The organism is Hymenobacter sp. AT01-02 (genome assembly GCF_000961955.2).
Taxonomy (GTDB): domain Bacteria; phylum Bacteroidota; class Bacteroidia; order Cytophagales; family Hymenobacteraceae; genus Hymenobacter; species Hymenobacter mucosus.
In genome coordinates this window covers 70837-96642 of record NZ_JZIR02000028.1, presented here as the reverse complement: position 1 = coordinate 96642, position 25806 = coordinate 70837, and the positions used below count along the sequence as shown (strand labels likewise).

Genomic DNA, 25806 nt, shown 5'->3' with positions numbered 1-25806 from the left:
CGCGGATAAGGCTTGCTAGCTGCCTGGGCCACCGGCACCAGGCCGGTGGCCGGTGGGCAAACCGCCCTTCTCTACCGTTTGCGAGTGCTACTCCCGTACTTCCGGCGAGTAGCCTTTTGGGGGGCCTTCTTAGGTGCAGCTGGCGCGGGAGGCAGGGTAAACGTGATGGGGATTTCGCACACCACTGCCACGGGAAGGCCATCTAAGCGGCCGGGTGTCCAGGTAGCAGGAATCAGCTTTACGGCTCGTAGTGCTTCGGCATCGAGGCCGCCGCCCAACTTGCGCAAGATCTTGTAATCCGCCGTCTTACCTTCTGGGTCGATGGTAAACCCTACCCAGGTAGTGCCGCTAATACGGCTTTTCAGGGCCTGCGGCGGGAAGCGCAGGTTTTGTTGTAAGCTTCTGTTCATGGCCTCTGCTCCCCCAATGTAGGCGGGCTTTTTTTCCAGTTGCAGCGTGTCGCGGCAGCTCTCCGGGTCATCGTTCCAGAGCTTGAATATGCGCTTATCGTTGGGCGCGGGCTTGCTGAACAGCACTTGCTGGTACGTGTGGTCGTAGTTTTGCTCTAGGGTGCCTTGGGCAGTGTAGTACTCCCACATTCCCACCTTTTGGCCCTGGTAGTAAGTACCTCGCTCCCGCATGGTTTCGCCGTCGTCGTAGTACTCAATCCAAGTGCTATCCTTCTGGCCGCGTGTGTAGTAGCCCGTAGTTTGCAGCAGGTTGTTTTTACCCACGTACTTCTGGTAGGCACCCTGCTTCATTTGCCTGTCGGCGGCCAGAGCAAAATACTCTTCCTTATACCACGGGTTCTGGTGCGTTATCACCACTTTCTTCACTTCCTGCCCCAGCCCATCGAAGGACGAGACGAGTAGTAGAAAACCTAGAAATCCTCGAAAAGTACTCCAAAACATATCCCGCATACCAAATTGCGCCAACTGCTTTTCATAACTCATAATCAACATGTCGGCAGTGTCAGAAACACGTAGTGAGCGTATGAACAAATTTTTATAAATATAAAATATCAAAGGCATTCTCTCCAAGCAACCAAGCATTTTACCTGCTTTTTTGGAACGCAGAGAGCCTAACCAAGCCGTCAGCTGCTCAGTGGGTACTCGGCAACCGGTCGCCGCCTTACGACCCGTCAGCCGATAAGCGGCTTACATAAACCAAGCGCCTCCGGGGCCGAGCGTAACGGCTACTTGCGTGCCCGGCAGATAGTCAGGAGTGCTGGTTTTGGCTTTGATGCTGGCGCCGGCTACCTCCACTGTAACCTCATAGTAGCTCCCGAAAAATTGGGTTGCGCGCACTGTGCCAGGCAAGCCGCTACCGGCGAGTGGGGCTAAGCGCACTTGCTCCGGCCGAACCAGCAGGGGCTGGTTTTTCTTGCGGAGCCCGGCCAGCTTAGCTACGGCGGTGGCCGCAGTACCCGTCAGCAGATTGTAGTCGCCGAAAAGGCCGGCCGTGTACTCGTCTGCGGGCTGGGCGTACACTTGCTGGGGCGGCCCCTGCTGAATAAGCTGCCCAGCTTTCAGTACGAGCAGCTCATCGGCCCAGGAAAGCGTGTCGGTAGGGTCGTGAGATATCAGGATGCAGGTGATACCGAGGCGGCTACCAATATCCTCAATCACACTTTTAAGAATCTGCTTGTGGCCGCGGTCGAGATTGGAGAAAGGCTCATCGAGTAGCAGCAGGCGCGGCGACGACAACAGCAGGCGAGCCAGCGCAATACGCTGCCGCTCTCCCCCAGAAAGCTGGTCGGTGCGCCGTTCTAACAAGTGACTGATGCGGCATACCTCGTAGAGGGTAGTGGCCTCGGCAGCCGACCGCTTATTGGCATAGCGCAGGGCCTGTTCTACCCGCAGGAACCGGGGCAAATCGGAGTGCTGGGAGAGGTAGGCCACACCAGGGTGGCCGGGCACTAGCACTTCCTGGGGGCCGTACACCCGGCGGTCAGCGAACCGCACGGTACCAGCCGTAGGCTGCACTAAGCCCGCAATAACTTGCAGAAGCGTGCTTTTTCCGGCCCCCGTTTCGCCAGCAATAGCCAGCTTTTGCTGTTCCTGCTGAGTGAAACTCACATCTCGTAGCGCGTAGCTATCCTTTTCCTGCAGGGTAATTCCGGAAACTTCTAATAAACTCATGCGATGGGGCAAACGCGAAAGAAAGTGCAGCAGGCCGCTACTCAGCCCCGATACCTTCGGGGTGGCTTGGTGCAGTAAAGCTAACGGCCCGGGAGTAATGGGCCTGTATGGTCGTGTACGCAGTCTACCGCACTCGCGCTGTTTACCCTGCCAGCTGGCTCGTGCCGACCTTAAACTGGGTATGCATCTGGTGGCTAATGTCTCACCGAGCAAGCCAAATGCTTGTATCCCCCAGAACTTCGGCTTTCTTTGGACTTCCACGCTTTAGCCCATGTGCTCTTATGCCTACTCGTCGGAAGTTTATTACCTCATCGGCCGCCGGTTTGGCGGTACTAGCAGCTGGCCGGGCCGCGGCCATTGCGCCCCTACCCGCCGCTGCTCCTGCCGGTAAAGCGCTGGTTATTTCTACCTGGGATGCGGGCCTGGCGGCCAACTTAGGCGCATGGAAAGTGCTGAGTAAAGGCGGCCGGGCTCTGGATGCCGTTGAAGCGGGCGTGATGGTTACTGAATCTTCGCAGAACTGCTGCGTGGGGCTGGGCGGCAACCCTGACCGCGACGGTATTGTGACCCTCGACGCCTGCATCATGGATGACAAGTTTAATTGTGGCAGCGTGGCGGCCCTGGAACGCATCAAGCACCCTATTAGTGTGGCTCGCCGCGTGATGGAGCGCACGCCCCACGTTATGCTGGTAGGCGAAGGAGCGCAGCAATTTGCCGTAGCCCAGGGCTTTCCCTTGGAGCCCCAGAAGCTCAGTCCTGATGCCGAAAAGGCCTACCGTGAGTGGCTGAAAACCAGCCAGTACAAGCCCGTTGTCAACATTGAGAATACTGGCAACAAGAAAGTAGGCCCTGTAGGCGGCGCCAACAATCACGATACCATTGCCATGCTGGCCCAAGACGCACAGGGCAACCTCAGCGGCAGTTGCACCACCAGCGGCATGGGCTTCAAAATGCGCGGCCGCCTCGGCGACTCGCCCCTCATTGGCTCGGGCCTATTTGTAGACAATGCCGTAGGCGCAGCGGCAGCAACCGGTCAGGGGGAAGATGTCATTCGCATTGCCGGGGCGCACACGGTGGTAGAGCTCATGCGCCAAGGGCTTTCGCCTACGGCAGCTTGCAAAGCCGCCGTAGAGCGCGTGGCTAAAATCAAAGGCGACAAGGCCCGCGAGATACAGGTGTGCTTTATTGCGGTGAACAACCAAGGCCAGCACGGCGCCTTCGCTCTGCAAAAAGGCTTCAGCTACGCCGTATGCGATGCTAGCAACCAGCAGCAGCTCATCAACAGCGGATACCTGCTGGCGTGAATCGGGTACTAGAGATTTGCGCCAATTCTGTGCAGTCGGCCGTGGCGGCTCAAGCTGGCGGGGCGCACCGCATTGAGTTGTGCCAGAATTTAGAGCAGGGAGGCATTACACCTTCTTACGGCCTTATCCGGCAAGTGCGGGCGCTACTCACCATTCCAGTTTTCGTACTGATTCGGCCTCGCCCCGGCAACTTTGTGTACGACGCGGCCGAGCTAGCCATCATGCAGGCCGACATTCAGCTTTGCCAGGAGTTGGGCTGCACGGGCGTTGTGTTGGGCGTGTTAGATGCCGAAGACTACGTAGATGTGGCTTGCTGCCGCGAGTTGGTAGCGCTGGCTCACCCCCTACAGGTTACTTTCCACCGTGCCTTTGATAGCTGTGCCAATCAACAGCAAGCACTGGAAGCCATCATCGGAATGGGCTGCCAGCGCCTGCTGACTTCGGGCGGGCAACCCAGCGCTACGGCGGGCATGACCCAACTGGCCGCGCTAGTAGAGCAGGCAGCGGGGCGCATCAGCATCATGCCGGGGGCAGGTATCACGCCTGAAACACTCCCAGCCCTGGTACGAGGTACCGGCGCATTGGAGTTCCATAGCAGTGCGAAGCGGCTACTCCCGACCGTACCAGGAGCTTTACCAGAATTGAACACGCCTCTGTTGGAAACCGACGGCGCGGTGGTAGCACGCATGGTAAAGGTGCTAGAAGAAAGCAATTAAATGGGTGTTGGCGCCAAGTCTCAAGTACCAAGGTTGGGCAGATGCATGTCAGAATCTTATAGCCTATCACCAGCCGGAAATCGAACAACCGACCAGCCGATGCCGTATGCTACCCCAGATCAGTCAGCTGATCGTTCACTTACTAAGACCTGACGTTATGAAAATCGTATTTGCCTTTGTCGCTGCTCTTGCTCTCGGAGTTTCAGCCGCCTCTGCCCAGACTACTCCTACTCAAAGCACACCTACGGTCAACGGCTCCATGAGTCCGCAGTCGTCTCCACCGGCGCAACCTGCCAACTCTGTAGGCACACTACCTGCTAGCAATACTCAGCCTGCCAGTGACATGCGCTCTGCACAAGGTGTAGAAGCTGCCCAGCGCCGTGCCGACCGCAAGATGAAGAAGGACATGGAAAAGCCCCGCACCAAAAAGTCGAAGATGAAGTCTTCAACTACGACCACCAGCCCTCAGTAGACGGTTAGGTCACTCTTTCCACCTAGAAAACGCTGCTTCCACCCGGGCAGCGTTTTTTTGTTGCCGGCTGGCGCCGGAAGCCGCCTATTGCCATAACTAATAAGTAGCCTCGGCTACTCTCGCATCCTATGCCAGAACCTTCTCTTGGCTAGCTGTTGCGTATCGGCAGTGAGAACCAGCGGGCAATGTTGCTGCTGTTGCAACCACTCTACGGCTTGGGCTACGTCATCGAAAGCGGCAGCAATGGGACGGCACACATCGGGCTGCGACCGATCAAACAACAGACGACTGATGAGATGGGTAGAGTATACCCACGCAATATGACGCAACCCAGCCTGCACCATGACGGGTAGCCACACGCGGGCACCCCATACAATTCCCTCGGGCCAGGGCTGCTCAATGTGGCTGTTGTCGTTGAGTAGTTTTGTAGTGGTGCCGACCTGTTGATACGCCAAGAGTAAGTCGCACCCCTGACGAACAGCAGTTTGGGTAAGGTCTCCATGCCACTGTGCGTAGAGCCACTGTTGTTGCTCGTCATAATATACCCGCAAAACCGGGGTTTCATCTAGAAGCTGCATACCCCAATACCTACCCATTTGTAATACGCCGTGCGTAGTTATTACCGGCTTGTAAATAGGAAGATACAAATAAGTACTGTTCAGCTTCTACATTCGGGTCGTTTTCTCACAAAAAAGCCCCGCTTGCACTGCAAGCGGGGCTTTGTAACATGGCAGCGTTACTTCTTCTCTTCTACCGGAAACTTGTCCAGAATTTCTTTAGCAGCCTTGGAAAACTCATCCCCAATTCGAGCGGGGTTGTTTACGGCGTCAGCTACCGAACCCCGCCATACCAAGTTATTACTACGGGCATCTACGAAGTCCAGAATCATAGTGCCTTCCTGGTAGGTTTCGGTACGGTAGCCCGTGTTGTAGTACGGTGAAGTGTACCAGTACCCGTAGTTGATGGGCAGGAAACGGCCCCGGTACGACATAGCATAGGGGAATGCATAGCCCGTGGCGGGCGGGTTAGCTACCGTACGCTCGGCCTCCTCAATGTAGAGGTGGTAGGTCAGGTAGAAGTCGGGCTTGGCACTGCCTTGGATGGGCCGAATGCCACGCTTAGCCAATTCGCTGCTAATGGCTTGCTGAATTTCCTGGTCGTTGAGGGAGCTTTTGTAGATGGGATTCTGCGAGTCAGCGGATTTCACATCCGTCTTGGCCCAATCGTAGGTACGATATTTCGAGAAATCGACCCCCGGTTTTTGCTGCACAGCTACCGGCGACGAGCAACTAGCTACAAGCGCGATAAGCAAAACAAGTATGGAATTAATGGTAATCTTCATGATGGAGAAGGTAAAGCCTGGTGTGAGATACACTGTCTATACTAGGCTGCTACAGCGTAAGTTGCACCTGCTGGGACTATATAGTCCTACTAAATTGTGTAATACTACCAGCCACGAGCTTCACTAATCACCTAGAGCGGCATAGCAAAACAAGCGCCTCGCTACTGCACAGAGGCCTTCTCACGCTTATGTATAACAATAACTGCTGAGCTTCAGAACGCGCTGAATTCTTCGGTACGCCTCTACTTTTTATTATTTAGCCGCCGTTACTTGTAGGGTAGCAGTGCCCCTCCCAGGGCTACCTGTCCGCGAAAGTCCTTCCAGCACCAGCAAGAAGGTACCGGGGGTATCTCCACAGTAGAACGAAACTGTTGCCTGTCCATTGGCATCGGTGCGCACGTTAGGGCTCCAGTAGAGGGTTGCACCCCGTTGGTCAGTAGCTGGAGTAGGAGTACTACTGCTATAAGCCGGCTGGTAAAAAGTACGCGCCTGGTAGTAGCGTGGAGGGACGTACATAGGTGGTACCACACTGGCCTCGGAGGCGGGGTCATAGTTGGGGTTAGCGTGTTTCGTGAAGAACGCAATAGCTCCTGCCGCCGCTCTTTCCCCATAGATAGCCGCCGAGTTCGTACGCAAGACCTCTATCGTTTCCAAGTCGGCAAGCGGTACTGAGTTAATCATAGTGATGTCAGTAGCCACCCCGTCTAGCAGCAAAAGCGGCGCGTTGGTATTAGGCGACGGACTAGATTCAATAGTTGGGCTGCGCATACGAGAAGTAGGCGTAGTAGAAGGGGCCGAGCTTAGGCGCATTTGCTGTATCGAGGTAGTACCCCGCATGGTTATCTGCACAAACCCTTGGTTGGCCACTACACTTACCCCAGCTACTCGCCCCTGCAGCACCTCTATTACGTTTCGATAGGTTGTGATGCCTGCAATATCCTTTGTTTGAATGACTGCATCAGCACGACTATAGATGCGGCGGTTGTCAGGCTTAACAGCCTTGGTGCCATGCACCGTTACGTTTCCGAGCACAACTCCTTGGCCTCCAGCTACAGCCATACTACCAGCCGACATGGACTTGACACTGGCTAGCCGCGCCGCACGTCCAGCTTCGTTGGGCTGTAATGGGAGCGGAATGGGTGGGACACCAGTTACGAGAGCGGGCTGGTCAGTATCAAATAGCAACTGTGGGTGACGCACCTTCCGCATAGGCAAAGCCTCAATCTTTACTGGGGTAGAATCCCGGCTTGTGAAATCGGCAAATACAAAGTGCCCTTCGGCATCGGAAGTAACCTGCTGCTGCCCAGTTGGATGGAAGCGTGTAAGTACTACGGGCACACCAGGTACTCGCAACTTACGGCTATCTACTACGCTGCCCCGCATGCTCAGCCCCTGCTCGTGCAGATATGGAAAGCTCCCTAGTTGACCGGCTAGTACGGGTTGCCACACGAAACGCCGCCAGCCTTGAGTAAGCAGCAAATCGTCGAGGGCGCGGGCCGTAGCAGCACTAGGAGTCTGAAAGTAATACCCCGGTTGCTCTACCTGCCCCCGGAGATCCGACGTCAGCAAAAGGCTAGTTCGGATGTTGGGTGCCTCAGTGAGTAAAGGAGCAAGAGCAGCATTCGTCACGGCCAGAGAGAAGCTGCTAGCGGCTGGCCGGCCCTGCGCATCCCGGGCACGCACTCGCAAGGTTACTTGCTCACGCGGAGCATAGCTCTTTTTGCTTGGCTCTAATACCAAGTGTAAGCCAGGAGCAGTATCTGCAAAGGTGAGCCGTTCACATCGAGCTGCTCGTTGGCTATCGAATACGGTGAAATGGACAATGCCCGCTGCACACTTGCTTTTTGAAATACGAATGGCAAGGGGAATATCATCACGCACTTCGCCTTGCTGTAGGTACGCTATCTGTCCGCGCACGTGGGCCACCATGGTTATGGTTTCGGGAGGTGTAGCTGCCGTGCTACGTCGCTGCACCTTTAGCCCATAAGCGTCGCCAAGGTCCTGTACCTGTAAAGCAAGTCCAGTAGCTGCACCGCCGGCAAAGCATAGCTTAGCTCGGGGCCTCCGGTAGTAGGCCGCACCCGGGCCGTATAGCGGTGGCCAGCCACGGGTTGTATCTCAAACCGGCCCATACCTAAGTGGTAGCTATTGAACTGAGCTACCACGACACCTTGCTCATCTACCACCTGCCCTTGCACATCCAGCCCGCGACCATTCGTGCCCAGGGCCTTAATGCCTACCACGCTGCGCACCCCGGCCACCAGTTGGCCACCCTCGGGGAAAAACTGCACATCGGCTGATCAGTTGCAGGTACTGGCATGGTACTCCCGGACTCCGCTTGCTTCTCCGACCACACCGTGAAAGCCCGAGTAAACATAAACTCTGGTGTATTGCGTTGCCAGTTGGTATACGCGCGCACCGAGTAAGTGCCCTGCGCTAGCGCAAGTGGTAACGCAAAATCGCCAGGCGCGCCACCCTCTTTCAATGCCAACGTCTGGTGACCTAGTATGCGCTGGTTGGCATCTAGCAAATCCACGTATACTACTTGGCTCAGGCTATCCGGCCGATGCCGAGCAGCATCTACCACGTACGCCTTAAACCACATGGTTTCTCCAGCCGCGTACGTATCCTTATCAAAGTGGAGATAAACTTTTTCGGGTGCGGTAACCTGGTAAAACCGCGTGAGCTGCTGCTGCACTTGGCTTACGAATGCATCTGGGGAAGATTGGGATGATAGCAGCAGCATACCTGCGGGCACTGCAAGAAGCCAAGCGTATTTCATTGTATACCGCATGAAGCATAGGATAAACTGAAAGTAAGTATAGCGCTATTTCACGCAGGCCTATACTACCTGTATGCTGGACTGCACTGCCCGCCGCTAATACCAGATCGACTATTACCGCTGTCAGTAGCGGCCAGCAAACCTGCCACAGCTACGGAGGAAAACATACTCCACTATAACCTTTGCTCGCAGAACTAGGTTCTACCTCAACGACCCAGAGCACATAGCGTATGCTTGGGCTGAAGCATATCTGACACTTTCTTTCTTTTCCATGGAATATATAGAATTAGGTAATTCGGGGGTGCGCGTGTCGCGCATTACGTTTGGCAGCTGGGCTGCGGGCGGCTGGATGTGGGGTGGCACGGAGCAAAACGATGCTGTCGGGGCCATCCGTGCTTCTTTCGACCTGGGTGTTACTAGCATCGACACAGCTCCAATTTATGGGCAAGGACTGAGCGAGGAAATTGTAGGCGAAGCATCAAAACTCTACCCCGCGACCAAGTGCAAATCCTAACCAAATTTGGTATGCGGTGGGACGAAGTTAAGGGCGACTTCGCCATGAAAACCAAGAACAATGAGGGCCAGGACATCGACGTATATAAGTACGCCGCCCCGGCCAGCATTATCAAAGAGTGCGAAGACAGCCTGCGCCGCCTGGGCACCGACTACATTGACCTCTACCAGATTCACTGGCCCGATAAAACCACGCCCATCCCCGAAACGATGGAGGCCGTGCAACGCCTGATTGAGCAGGGCAAAGTGCGCGCCGCTGGCGTGAGCAACTACTCGGTAGACCAAATGCAGGAAGCCGAAACGGTGCTGAACCTGGCTTCTAATCAGGTACCCTACAGCATGGTGCGCCGCGATATTGAGAAGGACGTGGTACCCTACTGCCTGGAGAATAACAAGGCCATTTTGGCTTACAGCCCCATGCAGCTAGGCCTACTGACTGGTAAGATTAAGCCCGGCCAGCACTTCGAGGAGAGCGACCTACGGGCTACTCACCCGCTGTTTAAGCCAGAGTTTGTGACGCGCGTCAACGCTTTCTTGGATAAGATTCGTCCGATGGCAGAAATCAAAAATGCTACCCTTGGCCAGCTTGTACTGCGCTGGACGTTAGCACAGCCTGGCATTTCGGTAGCCTTGGTAGGCGCCCGCAACGCCGAGCAGGCCGTGCAAAACGCCCACGCCATTGACGTACAGCTCTCGCCCCAGGAAGTGGACTTCATCACCAACGAGCTTAACCAATTACAACCGGCCAAGTAGCCCATGTTTAGTAAAAACAAAAAGCACTGCCGGATAAGGCAGTGCTTTTTGTTTTTACTAAACATGGGCTTGCAACCTTTGGGTGAGGTAGCGTGCTCCTACCAGCATAGTAGTAACCACCCGTTATGCTCTCACCTGTACTATGCGACTACCTGTGCTATTGTGGTGTGTTTTGGGATTCGCGGCGCTATCGGGCTGCCAAGACGACAATGATTCTACGCCTGCGTTGCGAAATACAAAGTGGATGCTGGTGCAAGTAGAAAGCACCCCCATTGCTGTTTCCAGCTACTCCGAGTCATTTCGCTCCTATGTGCAGTTTTCTGAAAACGACGTTATTACCGGTTTAGGCCCTTGCAATAGCTTCGAAGGCAAGTTTTCTACGGGCCGCAGCAACCAGTTATTTATCAGTAAGCTCGCTACTACAAAGGTCAACTGCGCAGCTTTGTCCTTAGAAACGCTCTTTCTGGAAGCCTTACCCCGTACTGCTGGCTATGAGCTTAGCGGTCAAGAGCTTCGGCTATATGATGCTAGCAACGTATTGCGCCCCCTAGTTATACTGCGGGCCCAGCAGTAGCCTGCCCCAATAGCAGATAAACGAAACGGGCAGCCCCAATGGTAGGGCCGCCCGTTTAGTTTATCTGCTGTCAGTAGTTGGCTAACAATTGCCATCTATGTCGCAAGAAGCACCCGCGCCGCCTGCAAGCTGTACTGGTTGCGGGCGCGATTCTTCCCACACTTTTTCCAGCACTTCCTGGAATAGTTCGGCCGGCTGCGCACCCGACACGGCGTATTTATCATCGAACACGAAGTAGGGCACGCCGCGCACCCCAATTTGCCGGGCCTCATACTCGTCGTAGCGCACTTGCTGCGTAAAGTCATCGGAAGCAAACAAATGCTCAACTTGGGTAGCGGGCAACCCTAGCTCATCGGCCAAACGGCTGAGCGTGGCTTCGTCGTTGATGTCTTGGCCCTCTTCCAAATATGCTTTGAACAGACGCTCTTTTGCTGCGTCCTGGCGGCCGTGCTGGTCGGCAAGGTGTACCAGCCGGTGAGCCCGGAACGTGTTGGCTAGCACCAACCGGTCGAAGTCGAATGCCAACCCTTCCTGGGCTGCCATCTGCTTCATGTTGGCATTCATCTCGCGGGCCCAGGTTTCGGTTTTGCCGTATTTGGAAGCCAAAAGCTGGTAATGGTTGGTACCAGGCTGCGGATTGGCTTCAGGATCAAGCTCAAAGCTACGCCAGTGAATCTTTACATCGCTGCGATGGGGAAACTGCGCCAGTGCTGCTTCCAGGCGGCGCTTACCGATGTAGCAGAAGGGGCACGCGATGTCGGACCAGATTTCTATTTTCATGGGATGTTGCGTTTCAAGTGTAGGCGACTAAAAGCTGGTGGCTAGGCAAAAGGTTTGCGGAGTTTTGCCTAGCTATACACCTGTCTCGTTTTCGAAGGTAGTACAACGCAACTTCTACCCAGAAAGTGCTACTTCTCGGCTGATGAGAGGAATATGAGTAGAGCAAGACGCCCCGGTGCCCATCACCCAAAAAGCAGTATTACCTACTCCCCAAGGCGGATAACGCAGCGCCCATAGGCTTCTACCAATAAAATAGTGGACGATTGTATAGCAATACCATGAACAATTCGACTTAACTTAGACAATATTGCACCTTACTTAGCCCACGGCTGCTCATGTCAACTCTCCTGCCTAGCTCACCTCATAACGACCTGCTTCACGTGATTTCACGCCTAAAATCTTTGTGGTATATGGACTCACACTTAGAGTACATTGCCGAAGTAGAAGCACTGTTTGGGCAACTAGAGCGAGTACCAGCCGCTATTCAGCGCCGCCTCGATGACCAGGAAGCGCTTATCAGTCAGCTAGAAAAGACCCTACTGGGCACGCTTCTACAGGGTCCAGCCCCTACCGACGCACCAGCCGATTAACCCGTATCCGGCGTATGCCCGATTCGCTTGTTTTCTTTGAGGCAGTGTTAGAGCCGGGCGGGCCCAGCTTTATGCCTATGCCCATAGCAATAGTACCTCGTTCCGTAGTGGAAGCACTTGGCGGACCGGCCATACGGCGAGTAGTAGGCCAACTGAATGGCCATCCCATCCGCCTAGGCCTGCAACCCATCCGAACGGGTGAGCGTTATCTCATGCTTAATAAGGAACTGTGCAAAACCGCCGGAGTACAGCTAGGCCAGTGCGTGCATTTTCATCTCGCTCCCGATCCTACTCCTGAGTATATAGAGCTACCTGCAGAATTAGAGGAAGGATTGGCAGCGTGGCCCGAAGCGCAAGAAAGCTTCGAGAAGCTAACGGGTAGTATGAAACGAGCCGTTGCAAACCACATAACAGAAGCAAAACGCACAGAAACACGCACCGCCCGCATTATGCAACTTTTAGAACGATTGGTGCGGGGCGGTCATCCGTTTCGCAAGCTATAAGGCCTTACCGGGTGAGGCTAATGGTTACTACTTTGCCGGGGCCGCTCACCACAAACTTACAGTCCTCAAAATCGGGCGGAGAAAGGCGGGGGCGCACGTTGTTGGAGAAGGCAAATGGCTCGGTGGGAATACCCACCATATTTTTGTCGAGCTTATCGTTGTTGTTCGTGTCCTGGGTAATAGCCACGGCCCATTCCCCATTGGGCAGATCTACGGGCAAGCTAATTTGCGACTGCCCGGCGGGCTTTACTACCCGCATGAAGCATAGCCACCGTGGGTAAGAAACTTCTCGCGCACGTTGTAGAAGTAAAGCTTGACGGCAGAGCTGGTAGATGCCAAGGCCGACACCACTACCGTAACCGAAGTACCTCCGCTAGGCTGCTCACCGGCAGCCCACGCGGGCGTCGAAAAAAGAGTACTTGCGGCACATGCGGCGGTTAGGAAGGAAGTCTTTACTACTTGCATGGCAGAAGGTAAGCAATTCAACGATGTCTGCCCAACACCGCTTCTGAAAAAAAGATTGCCTCGTGAGCTGTCTTTCCTTCTCCCTATAGGAGAAAGGGTATACCAATAGCTGCCATCTGCTACGTAAGAAGGCCTTTCCCTCCTATAGGCACCTAGACAGCATACCCTGGCCCACCTAGCTACTGTTGCATCGACACCAGTAACTGCGTCTCTCCCATAGCAGGTTTCCCACCGGCAGACACGCCTTCCACACTAGCCCGGAAAGCTCCCCCCTGGTCAGCCGTATAGAAGCGAACGGTAGTGCGGCCTGATGCAGGAACCGAAACCTTTGGCTGCCAGTAAAGTGTGGTAGCGCGTGGGTCGGGTTTGCTGCTGGCAGCGGTGGCGTAGCGGGGAGCGTAGAACTCGCGAGTCCGGTAGAAAGCAGGCAACCGCCGCACAACCACTCCTGATATAGCTTGATTATTAGAATCGCTGCCACGCTTGGTGTATACCGCTAATACGCCATTGCTTCCGCGCACACCGTAAATAGCGGCATCGGATCCTTTGAGTACCTCCACTCGCTCTACCGTCGCGGGCGGAATGCTAAGTAGAGCTTCATTACTCGAAACAGGCATACCATCTATCAGGTACAGAGGATCAGTAGAGTTCATCAAGCTGCCAATACCGCGAACAAGCATCCGGTAGCCGCCCCCAGAATTGAAAACCTGCACGCCGGGTACCCGACCCTGAATTAACTCGAAAATATTATTGTACGAGGCAGCATTGGGTATATCCTGAAACCGTAACACATTACTAGCATTACTATGAATAGAACGAGGATCTTGGATGGGAGCGCGCTGACCGCTGATCGTTACATTACTCAGCACCATGCCACTCGTTGTATCAGGACGGTACTGGCGTTCTAGTACCTGCTGCTGGCGGCTTCGCTGACCGTAAGCGGCCACCTCAGGAGCCGGATTGGTAGCAGGAGGCAGAAACGGCACGGGCCAAGCCGGCTGAGGAGCCGGCCACAACTCATTCAGCCGAATCAACACGTTGCTGCCACCTTTTTCAGTGCGTGCCTGTACTAGTACCTGCGCGGTATCGCGCCCAGTAAAACCAGTGAACAGAAAATATCCAGCCGCATTGGCATTGCTTTCAGTTACGCTACGCCCTTTTTTTTCAAGCACCGTAAGCGGCCCATTGGGAACAGGCTTGCCATTGGGGCGTACTAATTGGCCGCTTATGGTAAGGGCTTGCTCTTGTGGAAAGTCGTAGGTAGCAATGGGGGAGGTGTCAGTAAATAAGGTGCTCCAGACAAAATGGCTCCACCCCTGGGTAAGCAACAGGTCGTCGAGGGCACGACGAGTAGCAGCTGTGTTGTTTCGGAAATAGTAATCAGGATTTTCCACGTAGCCGCGCAAATCGGAAGTCAGCAGCAAGTGAGACTGAATGGTACTAGTGCTACTACCGAGTTCCGGCAGCCCAGCCACATTAGCTACTGCTAATGACAGCTCCGCAGGGACTGGTTCGCCAGTGGCCGTGCGCACCTCCACGGCAAGCTTTACTTCTTGGCGAGGTCCATAGGCTGTTTTGTCTGGCTGGAGCGTAACACGCAGGCCCTGAATTTCTGGCGCGAAGGCTAACCGCTGGGCTTGGGCTGTTCCTTGTGCGTCAAATAAAGTAACGTGCACGATACCTGCTGGCAGCTTCGCCTTCGGAATGGAGGCTGTAAACGTTTCGCCCGAATTGATATGTCCCTCTCCGATGTATACGGGAACCCCTCGTACGTGAGCCAGCACACGTAGGGCTTCACCGCCCGCCGTTGTTCCAGTTGCCGGGCCTTTATGACGCACATACACTTGGTAGTTAGCCCCTATTTCGCGCACATTTAGTACCCAGCCAGTAGATTGCACCTCGGGAAGCGGGTAGTCGGCCGACGAGCCGTCGGGCAGCACCACGTGAGCCCGGTACCGCCGGCCCGGCTCAGGCGTGAGAGTAAAGGAACTCATGCCCAATGTGGGGGTAGTAAACGTAGTTACTTCCTTATCCCGATCATTTAATACTACGCCTCGCAACGCGAGGCAATGCCCTGTGGCGTCCACAATTTTGACGCCTACCATAGTTTGGAGACCTGCTACATAGTCGCCTCCCTCAGGAAAAAACTGCACGTCGGGTTGAGCACTGGCTTGTAGGGCCTTGGCTATTTTGCGCGCTTGAGCGGCGGTACGCGAGGCATTCGTTTCGCCCGCCGCTGGGGGTACAGCTTGCCATACGGGTATGCGGCGCGAGAAGAACAGCTCTTGCCCAGCGTTGCGCATCCAGCTAGTATAGGCCCGCAGGGTGTACACCCCTTGGGTGAGCGTATCTGGCAGCACAATATCACCTTCGCTCAGCCCTCCGCGTAGCGCGAGGGTACGGCGGAAAACAATCTTCTGCTCAGGCGACATCATATCCACGTACAGCACTTTGCTTAGCGAATCAGGCCGGTGGGCTTGGGCATCTACTACGTAAGCCTTGAACCAGAGTGTTTCGCCAGCGGCATAGGCAGGTTGGTCGAGGTGGAGGTAGCTGACTTCTGGCCGAGCCTGGACGTAAAACCTCTGCATGAGCGCCACCAGCCGCGTAACGGGTTCCGTGTCGGCCACGCGAAAGGCCGAGCTGGTGAGAGCTAGTAGGCCGGTTATAGCTAGAAGGCCTATTGGCCGCACACGCAGGCTATAATATTTCATCCGTAATAAAGCTATGTGACACTATATAGAGGAGGTAAAATAGAGGAGGTAAAATCGTAAACTTTACCTTACGAAGCTAATATTACAATACCCTTACAAAGTATTGATAGACCTGTGCAACTATCTATAGCTTCTTGCTCTCTACTAAGTATCTTATTCGCCGCCGCCCTACTTCTTCCCTGCTATGCTTCGCCCTACCCTTTCCTGTTTCCTGCTTGTATCCACATTGCTGCTAGGCAGCTGCACGAAAGATGACTCGCCGGTGCCAGCACCGTTGTACTTGCTTGATCAGCGCTGGATACTGACGGACGTGAATGGGCAGGCCACTTCCACTGCTTCCGAAACCGACTTGCTGCTACCTTCTTCCACGGCTAGAAATTCGGGTAGGGCTGCTTGCAACCAGTATGGAGGAGCCTACGAGCTAACAGCTGGCTCCCCGCAGCTACGCTTTTCTAACCAGGCATCCACGAAAGCTACGTGCCCGGAGTTGGCGCAAGAAACCACCTACTTGGCGCTGCTACCCCAAGTAGCGCGCTACACCATCTCGGGGCGTACCCTGCAGCTCTATGATGCCACGCACGGCCAACCTGTGCTGACGTTCCGGGCCGCCGAGTAGCCTCGCATCACACCATAACCCAGCCCGCGCCCGCTCATTGGTATAATACCAACTGGGCGGGCGCGGTTCTTTCGGGGTTGACGGAGCCCTGTTAGAACCCGACGTTGAGCACCAATCCCTGCACATCCAAAGCCTGGCGCTGCGAATTGTAGAAGGTGCGTACGCCTAATTCTAAGGGCGTGCGCAAGCGCAAGGGATTGAACACGAAGGAGAGGTCGAGGCCGGTGGAGTAGTAGCTGGGGCGGATGGTTTCTAAGGGGCTGGTGGGCGTACGCCGGATCTGGCTGCTCCCCCACACATGGTCGTAGAAAGCGGCACCTTTTACGCGTTGGATGTACAGCCAGCGGCCCAGTTCCCAGTGCACATCGGCCAGGGGCAGGCGGTATTCGACGCTAGCACTGGTGAGCTGGTCGAGGCTAAGGTAGCTCAGCCCTCGGGGGTAAAAGATGGCAGCCCCAAACTGATACTGGTCTTGATCCTGCTGCTGATAGCCCCCACGCAGCCGGATGCTGTGGTGGCGCCCCACACCCGGCAGGTATACACTCCCTTGGGCGGCCCATTGCTCGGCTTTAAGCCCACTACCGAAAGGCGTTCCGCGCCACACCAAGCTCACGGTTTGGCCCCAGCGCGGCCCTACGTCCCGGCGGCTCTGCTGTAGGGTACGGGAATACGCCACGCTGCCCGTGAGCACGTGCAGGCTATTGAGCCCCACCTCTGACAAATAGCGCACCGGTAGATCGTAGCCGTGGGCTTGCTCCAACTGGTAATAACCCGCTACCGTTAGGGCCTGCTGCATGCGAGACTGCGTGAACACCAACGGCAGACGGGCGCCCGCCGTGAGGCGAGTGTATTGCCATGTATCTTGCTGGTATCCCACGTTGCTCACGGGTATACTTGTACGGCGCTGCCCATACGCTACGCCTACATCCAGCACCGGCCACAAGCCTTGGTAGCTTGCATCGGCAAAAACGCGGCCTGTTCTTTCGGTGGCATCAAACTCAGCCCCGGCCAGTACTTGCGTGGTGCTGAGCACATCCTGGGCCCGCACGCCTAAGGCCAAGCTATTGCCGCTAGGGCTTTGTACTAACCCCCAACTATAGGCATTGAGAGCATGGGGCAAGCGTCGGTAGCGGGTAGCAGGAAAGGCGGGACTGGCCGTAGAATCAGGGGCAGCTGGCAATACGGGCCCTACGGTAGCCGCTCCAGGCTCTTGCCGGGCCAGCGCAGCGGCATACCGATCGGGGGTGCCCGCCGTAGCGGGAACGGGGCGCCACTGGGCAGGTTGTAGGGGTGTTTCTACTACCCGACTACCCTGGGCCCGGAACTCATGGAAGGCAAGGCGTTGCCCATCGGGCGATATGGCCGCGTGGTAGGCACCCACCGGCCGCGACGTCACTTGGCGCACTTCCCCGGTTGTAATATGCACGCCATATACATTGTCGATGCCGGAGCGCGGGGAATTGAACAGCACGTATGAGCCCAGGGCTGGGGGTGCGAGAGGTTGTCGTTGGCGGCGGGCAACAGGGTCCGTGCCGTACCCGTTTCCGCATCAAGCAGCACCAAGGATTTACCGGCTGGCTCTAGGCGCACGGCTACAAGGCTACGGCCATCGGCGCTCCAACGGGGATGGAGGTAGTGGTAATTATCAGGATTGGCGAACGTGCGCACAACGGCCCCGGTTGTAGCATCCAGCACTTCTAGGCGGTGGTGGTAGCGCGTATCGGTGGTGGCCGCAAGCAGGTGCCTACCATCTGGCGACAACACGACCGCGGCGTAGCGGGTGCGGCGGCCGGGCCGCGTAAGCCGCCCCGTACGCAGGTCTAGCACTCGTACTTCGGAGTACACGCGCTGCCGCCACCTTGGGTCGTAGCGAAACTCAACCCATGCGGCTTTGCCCCCACCCACCGACAGCATTTCGGGATTGTTCCAGAGACCAAACTGATGCACGCGGCGCTCGGCTCCCCGGCGGCTCAGCGTTACTAGTTGCGGGATGTGGCCAAAGCCACTTTTTACGGCTAGCACCGTGCTATCCGAAAGGTACTGGGGGTACTGGTACTCAGTAAATACCCGCTGGCTGGCCTGCACGGCAAAATCGGTAGCAGGCGTTAGCTCCAGGCGGCTCTGTTCGGCCCGCCACGTGCTGTCCAGTTCCTGCATGGTTTGGCGGTAGAGGTCGTCTACCCGAAGGCTAGTGATTCGGCGCAGTTTATCAGAAAACGAGAAGGGATAAGCCGGGAAACCATAGTAGCGCCGCAGCACTTCGCTCCAAACGGTGGGGCCAGCCGTGCGCTTCAGGCGGGTAGTTAAAAAATACCCTAGCACATAGTGGTTGGGTACGTTGTCGCGAAAGGAGCCGGCTACTGCCTTACTGTAGGAGAAGTAGCGCCCGGCCAGCAGGTTGGCGCGCAGCCCACTATCGAAGTTGGGAATGCGCCCCCGGCCGCTGCGGGTTAGCGCCGTTTCGGTACCTACGGCATCGCCCTCCGCAAACCAGTCGGGCACGCCCAACGACAGCAACCCCACGCCTCCGTACCCACCCAGGGCGTACGCCAGCCGCCCACTACCCTGCCGGGCCTTCTCGTACTGCACCACGTGGCGGTACTCGTGCACACTCAGCTGGTCCAGCCAATCAATAGTACCGGTGAGGTAGGGGTCTTGGGGGAAGGATGTGTAAAATTCGGAGTGACGCGGCAGTAGCGTTACAAACCCATTGCCGATGGTATTCTGGCTTTGCAGCACCACCGAAACAGGCCGGGGCGGCAGCTCTAGGGAGGCACTGGCCGGACCGTATACTTGCTCTAGTCGCTGCGCCGTGCGTTGGGCAGTGGGCCCAAACCCCGCCGGATACAGCACCCGAAAATGCGGGGTCTTCACCTCATACCAAGGCAGGGAGGCAGGCGTCTGGCTGAGCGTGGGCAGAATGGTTTGGGCCTGCGCTACCCAAGTAGGCAAACAGGCGAGGGTGGGCAGCAACCAGCGGCGAAGAGTAGAGGACACGGCAGAAGGCAATAGCACGAGGAATCTGAACGAATAAACTGCCCAGCGGGCCCGAAAGCAAGAACTAAACCGTCCGGCCCGATGCAACGCTACGGCGTCGGCAAGTGTTGTGGTTCTAGCTGACTTACCGGCTGATACCCTACGTCCGTACCGGTCGGGTTGTCGTATATCTCGCACACGCTTTTACACGCATCATGCAACAACTAAAATTTTACTTGGTGGGCTTCTTGTTCACCCTCGTGGCTTGCACCCAAGAACGCCCCGCCGACGCCCAATCAATGAGCCGCTCGACGGCGGGCAAGGCTCCTACTAGTCTCAACGGATTGGCCGTAGCCACTTTTGCCGGGGGGTGCTTCTGGTGCACAGAAGAAATTTTTGAAGAAGTGAAAGGGGTGAAGGAAGTGGTATCGGGCTACAGCGGCGGCAAGGAAGCCAACCCAACCTACGAGCAGGTGGGTAGCGGCCAAACTGGCCACGCCGAATCTATTGAGATTTACTACGACCCCAAGCAAATCAGCTTTGCTACGCTGGTTGACGTGTTCTTGCGCGCCGGCCACGACCCCACAACCCTCAACCGCCAGGGACCCGATGCGGGCACCCAGTACCGCTCCGTAGCATTTTACCGCACCCCTCAGGAAAAGCAGGAGATTGAGGCCGCCATCAAGCGCGTCAATGCTTCCAAGCAGTACGCCAACCCTATCGTAACGCAGGTGGTGGCTTTCACCAGGTTTTGGCCCGCCGAGGGCTACCACCAGGGCTACTACCGCCTGCACCCCTCTGAGCCCTACGTCAGCAGCGTATCGACCCCCAAGGTGGAGAAGTTTCGCCACAAGTTTCCGCAGTTACTCAAGAACCCGCTATAGCCTAGCGCACCCAACAGAGCGGCAAGAAAAAGCCCGGACAATGCATGTTGTCCGGGCTTTTTCTTGCCGCTTCGCTCGTACTGTCTTGTACAGTATGGATTGGACTTATGTGGCCCTCAAACAGACATGGCATTGTGCCAAAGCCACAAGTATCGTTTGAAATCTGTATTTTTTGGGACGTCGTTTTTACGCGCATCGTACTCCTGCCCATAGGCAACCTATATTGCTGCTCCCCGCTCTTTTTCCTATCCCATCATGTCTGCTGAGCAAGTCGATTTTCAGCTGCTGTTTGATTCGCTGCCATCTCCCCACCTTGTGCTTCAGCCGGAGGGACTCACCCTGGTAGCTTACAACGACAGCATGCGCGTACTGCTGGGTGGCGTGGGCCCTGAAGTGCTGGGCCAACCTATAACTCAAGTGCTGGACGCTGGCCCCGCCGCCTTCTTACACCATCCGGAGTGGGAGCAAGCCGTGCAGGAGGTAGTAGAACAACGCAAGGTGCGGGTGCTGGAAACTCAGCCGGCTTTACCCGGCACCGACAATGGACTTGCCGGCCGCTTCTGGCAACTGACGCTGCGCCCCGTAGCAGCGCCCGACGGCAGCTTGCGCTACGTGCTGTGCCGCTGCCTCGACGTTACGGAGCAGCGCCGGGCCGAACAGCAGGAGCGCATTAGCCACGAGGGGTTTACACTGCTGGCCCGCGCCACCCACGATGCCATTTGGGACTACGACATGCGCACGGGCCGCATTTGGCGTAATGAGCTGTTCACTACTCTCTTCGGCTACCCCGTCACCCCCGAAAACAGTACCATTGACTTCTGGCGCTCCTGCCTACATCCTGACGACCAACCCGCTCTGGAGAACTACCTCCAGATTTTGCTGACGGGCACCGACACCGCGGCCACTGGGGAATACCGCATGCGCCGGGCCGATGGCTCCTGGGCCGAAGTAGTTGACCGGTTTTATATCATGCGGGACGCCCAGGGCCAGCCCTACCGGATGCTGGGGGCTATGCAAGATGTTACGCAAACCCACCGCACCAAGCGCGACCTGCGCCAGAGCTTAGCCCGCTTTCAGGTACTGGCTAACTTCATTCCGCAGTTGGTGTGGGCTGTTAATCAAACGGGACAGGCTACCTACTTCAACCAGCGGTGGCAGGAATACACGGGCATTGACTTTACCACGCCCCCGCCCAACTTCACCTGGACTCACCTGCTACACCCCGACGACCAGGTGGGCGCTACCCAAGGATGGCAGCAGGCCCTGGCCACCGGCAATGACTATGAGGCTGAGTTTCGCATTCGGGACCAGCACGGCCAATACCGCTGGTTTTTGGCCCAAGCCTGCCCCGTGCGTGGCACCGATGGGCACATTGAACAATGGTTTTGTACCTGCACCAACATTGATGACCAGAAGCGTACCCAGTTGGTGCTCGAAGAGAAGGACCGGCAGTTGCAGTATATCATGGGCGAAGTACCCGCCTACATTGCAACCCTGCTCGGGCCCGAGCACGTGATTGGGTTTGCGAACAGCAACTTTCGCAAGCTGCTCGGCAAACAGTTTCAGCTGGGTCAGTCTGCGCGCACGGCTTACTCGGCCTTGGCGCGCCAAGGCTACTTGAGCTGCTCGACCAAGTGTATGCTACCGGCCAGCGGGTGGCGGGCCATGAGCGCCCAGTGCAGGTACTTACCCCTATCAACGGCAAGCAACGCACTTACTACTTCGACTTTGTATGCCAGCCCCTGTTCAACGAAGCGGGCACCGTCCATGGTATTCTCGTCTTTGCCGTTGACATCACCGACCGGGCCTTGGCAAACCGCCGGGCCGAGGCGATGGATGTTAAGATGCGCCTGATGACGGATTCCTTGCCTCAGATTACGGTAGTGACGGCCCCTAACGGTAGCGTAGAATATCTCAGCCGCCAGTGGTTTGACTATACGGGCCAAACGCTTGCCGACCGTAACCGGTGCTGGCAGCTTGCGCTAACTGCCGAAGACCAGCGGGCCCTCCGTGCCCTGCTTGCCCACGCCGCTACCACCGGCCAAGTGCACACCCAAGAGCTCCGCCTCCGCCGCCATGATGGCGAATACCGCTGGCATCTGGGGCGCTTGGTACCCGCCCTCGACGAGACGGGTAGCGTGCAGCGGTGGTACGGCTCCATCACCGACATACACGAGCAGCGCCTTCTCAGCGACGAGTTGCGACGTAGCGAAGAGCAGTTCCGCTTCTTGGCCGAGTCGGTACCGGCCATTGTGTGGACGGCCCGCCCCGATGGCCAGCTCGACTACCTTAACTCCCGATGGTCGTTGGCTACTGGCGTGCCCGTAGAAGATACACTCCGTGAAGGCTGGCTTCACTTGCTGCGCCCCGAGCAGGTGGCCTACACCCAGCAGCTATTTGAGCAGAGCATGAGCACCGGCCAAGTGCTGGATATGGAAAACAGCTTGCGCCACGTACCCACGGGCCTCTACCGCTGGTACTTGCACCGGGCCCAACCCCTACGCGATGCCTCGGGAGCCATTGTGCGCTGGTTTGGCACGACTACCGATATCGACGACTATAAGCGGATACAGCAGCACTTGGAAGAGAAGAACGCCGAGCTGATACGCACGAACCAGGACCTAGACAGCTTTGTGTACACGGCCTCCCACGACCTCAAACAGCCCATCAATAACATGGCGGGCATTTTTGAGGAGCTCACGCGTACAGCCTATTTCCGCGACCCCGACGCGGTGAAGCTGGTAGCCATGTTCGACAAGTGCCTGCACCAGATTTACGCTACTATTCACGATCTGTCTGAGCTGGTGCAGGTGCAGAAGATGCGGCGGGGTCTCACGGCCGAGCTTGTCAACCTCGCCCAGCTTACCCAAGAAGTACTCTTGAGCATTGAGGAACCCCTGAACTCGGCCCGCGCCATCGTCACCACCGACTTTGCTGCCGTACCCGTGGTAGAATTTGTGCGGCCCAACCTGCAAAGCGTCCTGTACAACCTCATCAGCAACGCCCTAAAATATGCTGCGCCCAAGCGGCGGCCCCGCATCCACTTGAGCACACGCCTGGAGGAGGGCCACCCCGTGCTGCTGGTTCAGGACAATGGCTTGGGCATTGATTTAGAACGTTTCGGCAGCCAAATGTTCCAGCTATTTCGGCGTTTCCACAGCCACGTAGAGGGCTCGGGGCTGGGGCTCTACCTCGTCAATCGGATTGTGGAAAGCCATGGTGGGCACATAGTGGTGGAAAGCAAGGTGAATGAGGCACTACATTCCAAGTGCATCTGCTCCCTCTGGGTGCTCATGGCTAGCCGGGCTGATGCAGAGGCGGTGGTGAGTGAATGCGCTCCGCAGTTGGCAACTTGGTTCTTACCTCGGCAGAGACGCAGGCAAGGCTCCATGGGCAGTCTGGCCCAAACGGGTCACCGATTTAGCGGCTGGTGCGTATTTTGAGTCGCGCCTTTTACCTTGGTTCATACAATGCCTCCCCTGACTCTCCGCTCCAAGCTGCCCGATGTAGGCACTAGTATTTTCTCTGTAATGACCCAACTGGCCCAGGAAAGCGGGGCCATCAACCTGGCCCAGGGGTTTCCTGACTACGACCCACCGCAGGTGTTGCTGGATGCTCTGGCCTGCCACGTTAGTACCTCCGGTCAGCAGCAATATGCGCCCATGCCGGGCTTGCTGCGCCTGCGCGAGGCCATCAGCGCAAAAACGGCCCACCTCTACCACGTACCCGCTCCGGATGCTGCCACCGAAATTACGGTTACAAGTGGTGCTACGGAGGCATTGTATGCCGTGCTGGCGGCAGTAGTACACCCCGGCGACGAGGTATTGGTGCTAGAGCCAGCCTACGACCTTTACGGCCCGGCCATCCGGCTGCAAGGCGGTGTACCCGTGTATGTACCCCTCCGCCTACCCGATTTTCACCCCGATTGGGACCAAGTGGCGGCAGCCATTACGCCTCGCACCCGCCTCATTCTGCTCAATACTCCCAACAACCCCACCGGCGCCGTGCTCACCAGCACCGACTTTGATGCGCTGGCCGAGTTGCTACGTAATACAGACGTTCTGGTACTCAGCGACGAAGTGTATGAGCACATGGTATTTGATGGGGAGCCTCACCGCAGTACCCTGCAACACCCCGAGCTACGGGAGCGCGCCTTCGTACTGTCGTCGTTCGGTAAGACGTACCATGCCACTGGCTGGAAGGTGGGCTACTGTATTGCCCCGCCAGCACTTACAACCGAGCTGCGCCGCGTGCACCAGTTCGTGACGTTCAGCGTAAGCACACCCACCCAGCACGCGCTAGCCGACGTAGTGCCCACTACCGCCCTGTACGACTCGCTTCCTGCTTTTTACCAGCAAAAGCGCGACCTGTTTCGGGAGTTGCTCACGGGTACGGGGTTCGAGTTATTGCCCGTGCCGGGTGGCTACTTCCAACTGGCCAACTTCCGGGCTCTGGCGCAAGCCAACGAGTCGGACGTTGCTTTTGCCCGGCGTCTTACCCAGCAGGCGGGGGTAGCGGTAGTTCCCGTATCGGCCTTCTACCACAATGGGCACGATGATGGCCTTGTACGGTTCTGCTTTGCCAAGCGCGAAGCTACTTTACACGCCGCCGCCGAGCGGCTTCGTACCCTAACCTAAACAGAGCAGACTACCAACTAACGCCAAGTCAGGAGAAGTAAATTGCACTTCTCTACGCAATAAATTCGCTGATTTACGTTAGTACACAGGGAAGCAGTATAAAGCTGTCGGCCTACCGTACGGTAGCTTTGTAGGAGTGGTCCTGCATTGTCAATGCATTTTTTGCTATACTTCATCCAGCAACCTATTCCGCAAGCGAAACCTTACTACGGCCTTGTCTGATCTCACCATTTCCTTTGTGCAGGCATCCCTGCAATGGCACTCTCCCGCTGCAAACCACCAGGAATTAGGGCGATACATTGATGAAATTTCCATCCGTACCGACCTAATTGTGCTGCCGGAAATGTTCACTACTGGCTTCAGCATGGAAGCGGCGGCGCTGGCTGAGCCTATGGAAGGCCCTACCTTGCAGTGGATGCGCGGAGTAGCAGCCCAACGTGACGCCGTAGTGACGGGAAGCTTTATTGTGGAAGAAGATGGCCTCTATTACAACCGCCTGCTGTGGGTGCGCCCCGATGGCTCTTTGAGCTATTACAACAAGCGCCACCTGTTTACCATGGCAGGTGAGCATAACGTGTACGCCGCGGGCACCGAGCGCCTCATTGAAGAATGGCGGGGATGGCGCATTTGCCCGCTCGTGTGCTACGACCTACGCTTTCCGGTTTGGAGCCGTAACCCTATTGACCAGCCCTACGACCTACTGCTGTACGTAGCCAACTGGCCTGCCATTCGCCGCACCGCCTGGATTACGCTGCTACGGGCTCGCGCCATTGAAAACTTGGCGTACACCTTGGGCGTGAATTGCGTGGGCATTGATGGCAATAACCATTCTTACGCCGGCGACTCGGCCTTGCTGGACATGCGCGGCGAGTACTTGGTGGAAGTAGGCAATCAGGAAACCAGCATTACGCGCGCCCTACGCCGCTCTGAGTTGGAAGCCTTCCGGGAGCGTTTTCCCGCCTTGCAGGATGGCGACCCATTTGAGCTGGGCGCGGCAACAGTACGGCAATAACCAAGAATAGAAACAAGCAGCCGGGGCGGTAG

The 25806-nt window shown here is 56.6% G+C and carries 24 protein-coding genes and 2 pseudogenes; 13 read left to right on the top strand and 13 right to left on the bottom strand.

Translation table 11 applies throughout. The features are described from left to right. Positions 1–71: 71 nt before the first annotated feature. Together VI25_RS11195 and VI25_RS11190 are read right to left on the bottom strand one after the other, a co-directional pair. Entirely contained in the window at positions 72–962 is an 891-nt protein-coding gene (locus tag VI25_RS11195; protein ID WP_052694904.1) for an energy transducer TonB, read from the bottom strand. Between the two features lie 195 nt (positions 963–1157). Next, positions 1158–2141, bottom strand: coding sequence for an ABC transporter ATP-binding protein (locus VI25_RS11190; RefSeq protein WP_045687040.1), 984 nt, complete (start codon positions 2139–2141; stop codon positions 1158–1160). A gap of 281 nt (positions 2142–2422) precedes the next feature. On the opposite strand from VI25_RS11190, the gene VI25_RS11185 reads away from it, so the two are divergent. The 3 genes from VI25_RS11185 (at position 2423) to VI25_RS11175 (ending at position 4633) form a co-directional block, all read left to right on the top strand. Beyond that, complete coding sequence (locus tag VI25_RS11185) at positions 2423–3445, top strand: N(4)-(beta-N-acetylglucosaminyl)-L-asparaginase (RefSeq protein WP_045687039.1); 1023 nt, start codon at positions 2423–2425, stop codon at positions 3443–3445. Beyond that, a complete protein-coding gene (locus VI25_RS11180; protein WP_052694903.1) occupies positions 3442–4161 on the top strand; it encodes a copper homeostasis protein CutC in 720 nt (239 codons plus the stop codon). Before VI25_RS11185 ends, VI25_RS11180 begins: the two co-directional genes overlap by 4 nt. Before the next feature lie 157 nt (positions 4162–4318). After that, positions 4319–4633: a hypothetical protein gene (locus VI25_RS11175; protein ID WP_045687037.1), complete on the top strand. Its 315-nt coding sequence runs from the start codon at positions 4319–4321 to the stop codon at positions 4631–4633. A gap of 113 nt (positions 4634–4746) precedes the next feature. On the opposite strand, the gene VI25_RS11170 is transcribed toward VI25_RS11175, so the two are convergent. The 5 genes from VI25_RS11170 to VI25_RS11150 form a co-directional block, all read right to left on the bottom strand. Then, complete coding sequence (locus VI25_RS11170) at positions 4747–5211, bottom strand: hypothetical protein (RefSeq protein WP_152981580.1); 465 nt, start codon at positions 5209–5211, stop codon at positions 4747–4749. 158 nt (positions 5212–5369) lie between these two features. Continuing rightward, complete coding sequence (locus VI25_RS11165) at positions 5370–5975, bottom strand: DUF4136 domain-containing protein (protein ID WP_045687035.1); 606 nt, start codon at positions 5973–5975, stop codon at positions 5370–5372. 252 nt (positions 5976–6227) lie between these two features. Continuing rightward, positions 6228–7904 carry a TonB-dependent receptor gene (locus VI25_RS11160; protein ID WP_055562501.1) on the bottom strand — a complete coding sequence of 559 codons (1677 nt, stop codon included), beginning with the start codon at positions 7902–7904 and terminating at the stop codon, positions 6228–6230. A 47-nt stretch (positions 7905–7951) separates the two neighbouring features. Beyond that, positions 7952–8266 (bottom strand): hypothetical protein, encoded by a 315-nt coding sequence (locus VI25_RS11155; protein ID WP_152981579.1) that lies wholly within the window; start codon positions 8264–8266, stop codon positions 7952–7954. Further along, positions 8212–8721, bottom strand: coding sequence for an MG2 domain-containing protein (locus tag VI25_RS11150; protein ID WP_161806922.1), 510 nt, complete (start codon positions 8719–8721; stop codon positions 8212–8214). Before VI25_RS11150 ends, VI25_RS11155 begins: the two co-directional genes overlap by 55 nt. 307 nt (positions 8722–9028) lie before the next feature. Between VI25_RS11150 and VI25_RS11145 the strand changes: the two are divergent. Together VI25_RS11145 and VI25_RS11140 are read left to right on the top strand one after the other, a co-directional pair. After that, positions 9029–10023: pseudogene (locus VI25_RS11145) on the top strand (aldo/keto reductase). 142 nt (positions 10024–10165) lie between these two features. Next, entirely contained in the window at positions 10166–10597 is a 432-nt protein-coding gene (locus tag VI25_RS11140; RefSeq protein ID WP_082455496.1) for an META domain-containing protein, read from the top strand. A gap of 81 nt (positions 10598–10678) precedes the next feature. On the opposite strand, the gene VI25_RS11135 is transcribed toward VI25_RS11140, so the two are convergent. Continuing rightward, the gene (locus tag VI25_RS11135; RefSeq protein WP_045689990.1) at positions 10679–11377 is read right to left on the bottom strand and encodes a DsbA family oxidoreductase; all 699 of its coding nucleotides are present in this window, start codon (positions 11375–11377) and stop codon (positions 10679–10681) included. 410 nt (positions 11378–11787) lie between these two features. Here VI25_RS11135 and VI25_RS11130 point away from each other — a divergent pair, with 410 nt between their 5' ends. Then, entirely contained in the window at positions 11788–11967 is a 180-nt protein-coding gene (locus VI25_RS11130) for a hypothetical protein (RefSeq protein WP_045689989.1), read from the top strand. A 14-nt stretch (positions 11968–11981) separates the two neighbouring features. Further along, positions 11982–12470, top strand: coding sequence for a YdeI/OmpD-associated family protein (locus VI25_RS11125; RefSeq protein WP_045689988.1), 489 nt, complete (start codon positions 11982–11984; stop codon positions 12468–12470). 4 nt (positions 12471–12474) lie between these two features. On the opposite strand, the gene VI25_RS11120 is transcribed toward VI25_RS11125, so the two are convergent. From VI25_RS11120 to VI25_RS11110, 3 genes are all read right to left on the bottom strand, one after another. Beyond that, positions 12475–12729 (bottom strand): DUF2141 domain-containing protein, encoded by a 255-nt coding sequence (locus tag VI25_RS11120; RefSeq protein ID WP_052695484.1) that lies wholly within the window; start codon positions 12727–12729, stop codon positions 12475–12477. Beyond that, entirely contained in the window at positions 12720–12935 is a 216-nt protein-coding gene (locus VI25_RS11115) for a hypothetical protein (RefSeq protein ID WP_045689987.1), read from the bottom strand. The genes VI25_RS11120 and VI25_RS11115 overlap by 10 nt, the downstream gene beginning before the upstream one ends. Positions 12936–13114: 179 nt before the next feature. Next, complete coding sequence (locus tag VI25_RS11110) at positions 13115–15649, bottom strand: TonB-dependent receptor plug domain-containing protein (RefSeq protein WP_045689986.1); 2535 nt, start codon at positions 15647–15649, stop codon at positions 13115–13117. A gap of 184 nt (positions 15650–15833) precedes the next feature. On the opposite strand from VI25_RS11110, the gene VI25_RS11105 reads away from it, so the two are divergent. Then, a complete protein-coding gene (locus tag VI25_RS11105; RefSeq protein ID WP_045689985.1) occupies positions 15834–16265 on the top strand; it encodes an META domain-containing protein in 432 nt (143 codons plus the stop codon). A gap of 91 nt (positions 16266–16356) precedes the next feature. Here VI25_RS11105 and VI25_RS26785 read toward each other — a convergent pair whose 3' ends face one another. Continuing rightward, positions 16357–17736 (bottom strand): hypothetical protein, encoded by a 1380-nt coding sequence (locus VI25_RS26785; RefSeq protein WP_236705016.1) that lies wholly within the window; start codon positions 17734–17736, stop codon positions 16357–16359. After that, a complete protein-coding gene (locus VI25_RS26780; protein ID WP_236705015.1) occupies positions 17658–19262 on the bottom strand; it encodes a hypothetical protein in 1605 nt (534 codons plus the stop codon). Before VI25_RS26780 ends, VI25_RS26785 begins: the two co-directional genes overlap by 79 nt. Positions 19263–19456: 194 nt before the next feature. Here VI25_RS26780 and msrA point away from each other — a divergent pair, with 194 nt between their 5' ends. The 5 genes and pseudogenes from msrA to VI25_RS11075 all read left to right on the top strand — a co-directional run bounded on the left by msrA (position 19457) and on the right by VI25_RS11075 (position 25774). After that, positions 19457–20125 (top strand): peptide-methionine (S)-S-oxide reductase MsrA, encoded by a 669-nt coding sequence (msrA, locus tag VI25_RS11095; RefSeq protein ID WP_045689984.1) that lies wholly within the window; start codon positions 19457–19459, stop codon positions 20123–20125. A 255-nt stretch (positions 20126–20380) separates the two neighbouring features. After that, positions 20381–21538: pseudogene (locus VI25_RS11090) on the top strand (PAS domain-containing protein); the annotation flags it as partial. Between the two features lie 221 nt (positions 21539–21759). Further along, entirely contained in the window at positions 21760–23568 is a 1809-nt protein-coding gene (locus VI25_RS26775) for a PAS domain-containing protein (protein ID WP_072144800.1), read from the top strand. Between the two features lie 27 nt (positions 23569–23595). Then, complete coding sequence (locus VI25_RS11080) at positions 23596–24762, top strand: methionine aminotransferase (protein WP_045689981.1); 1167 nt, start codon at positions 23596–23598, stop codon at positions 24760–24762. Between the two features lie 214 nt (positions 24763–24976). Beyond that, positions 24977–25774 carry an amidohydrolase gene (locus VI25_RS11075; RefSeq protein ID WP_045689980.1) on the top strand — a complete coding sequence of 266 codons (798 nt, stop codon included), beginning with the start codon at positions 24977–24979 and terminating at the stop codon, positions 25772–25774. The last annotated feature ends 32 nt before the right edge of the window (positions 25775–25806 follow it).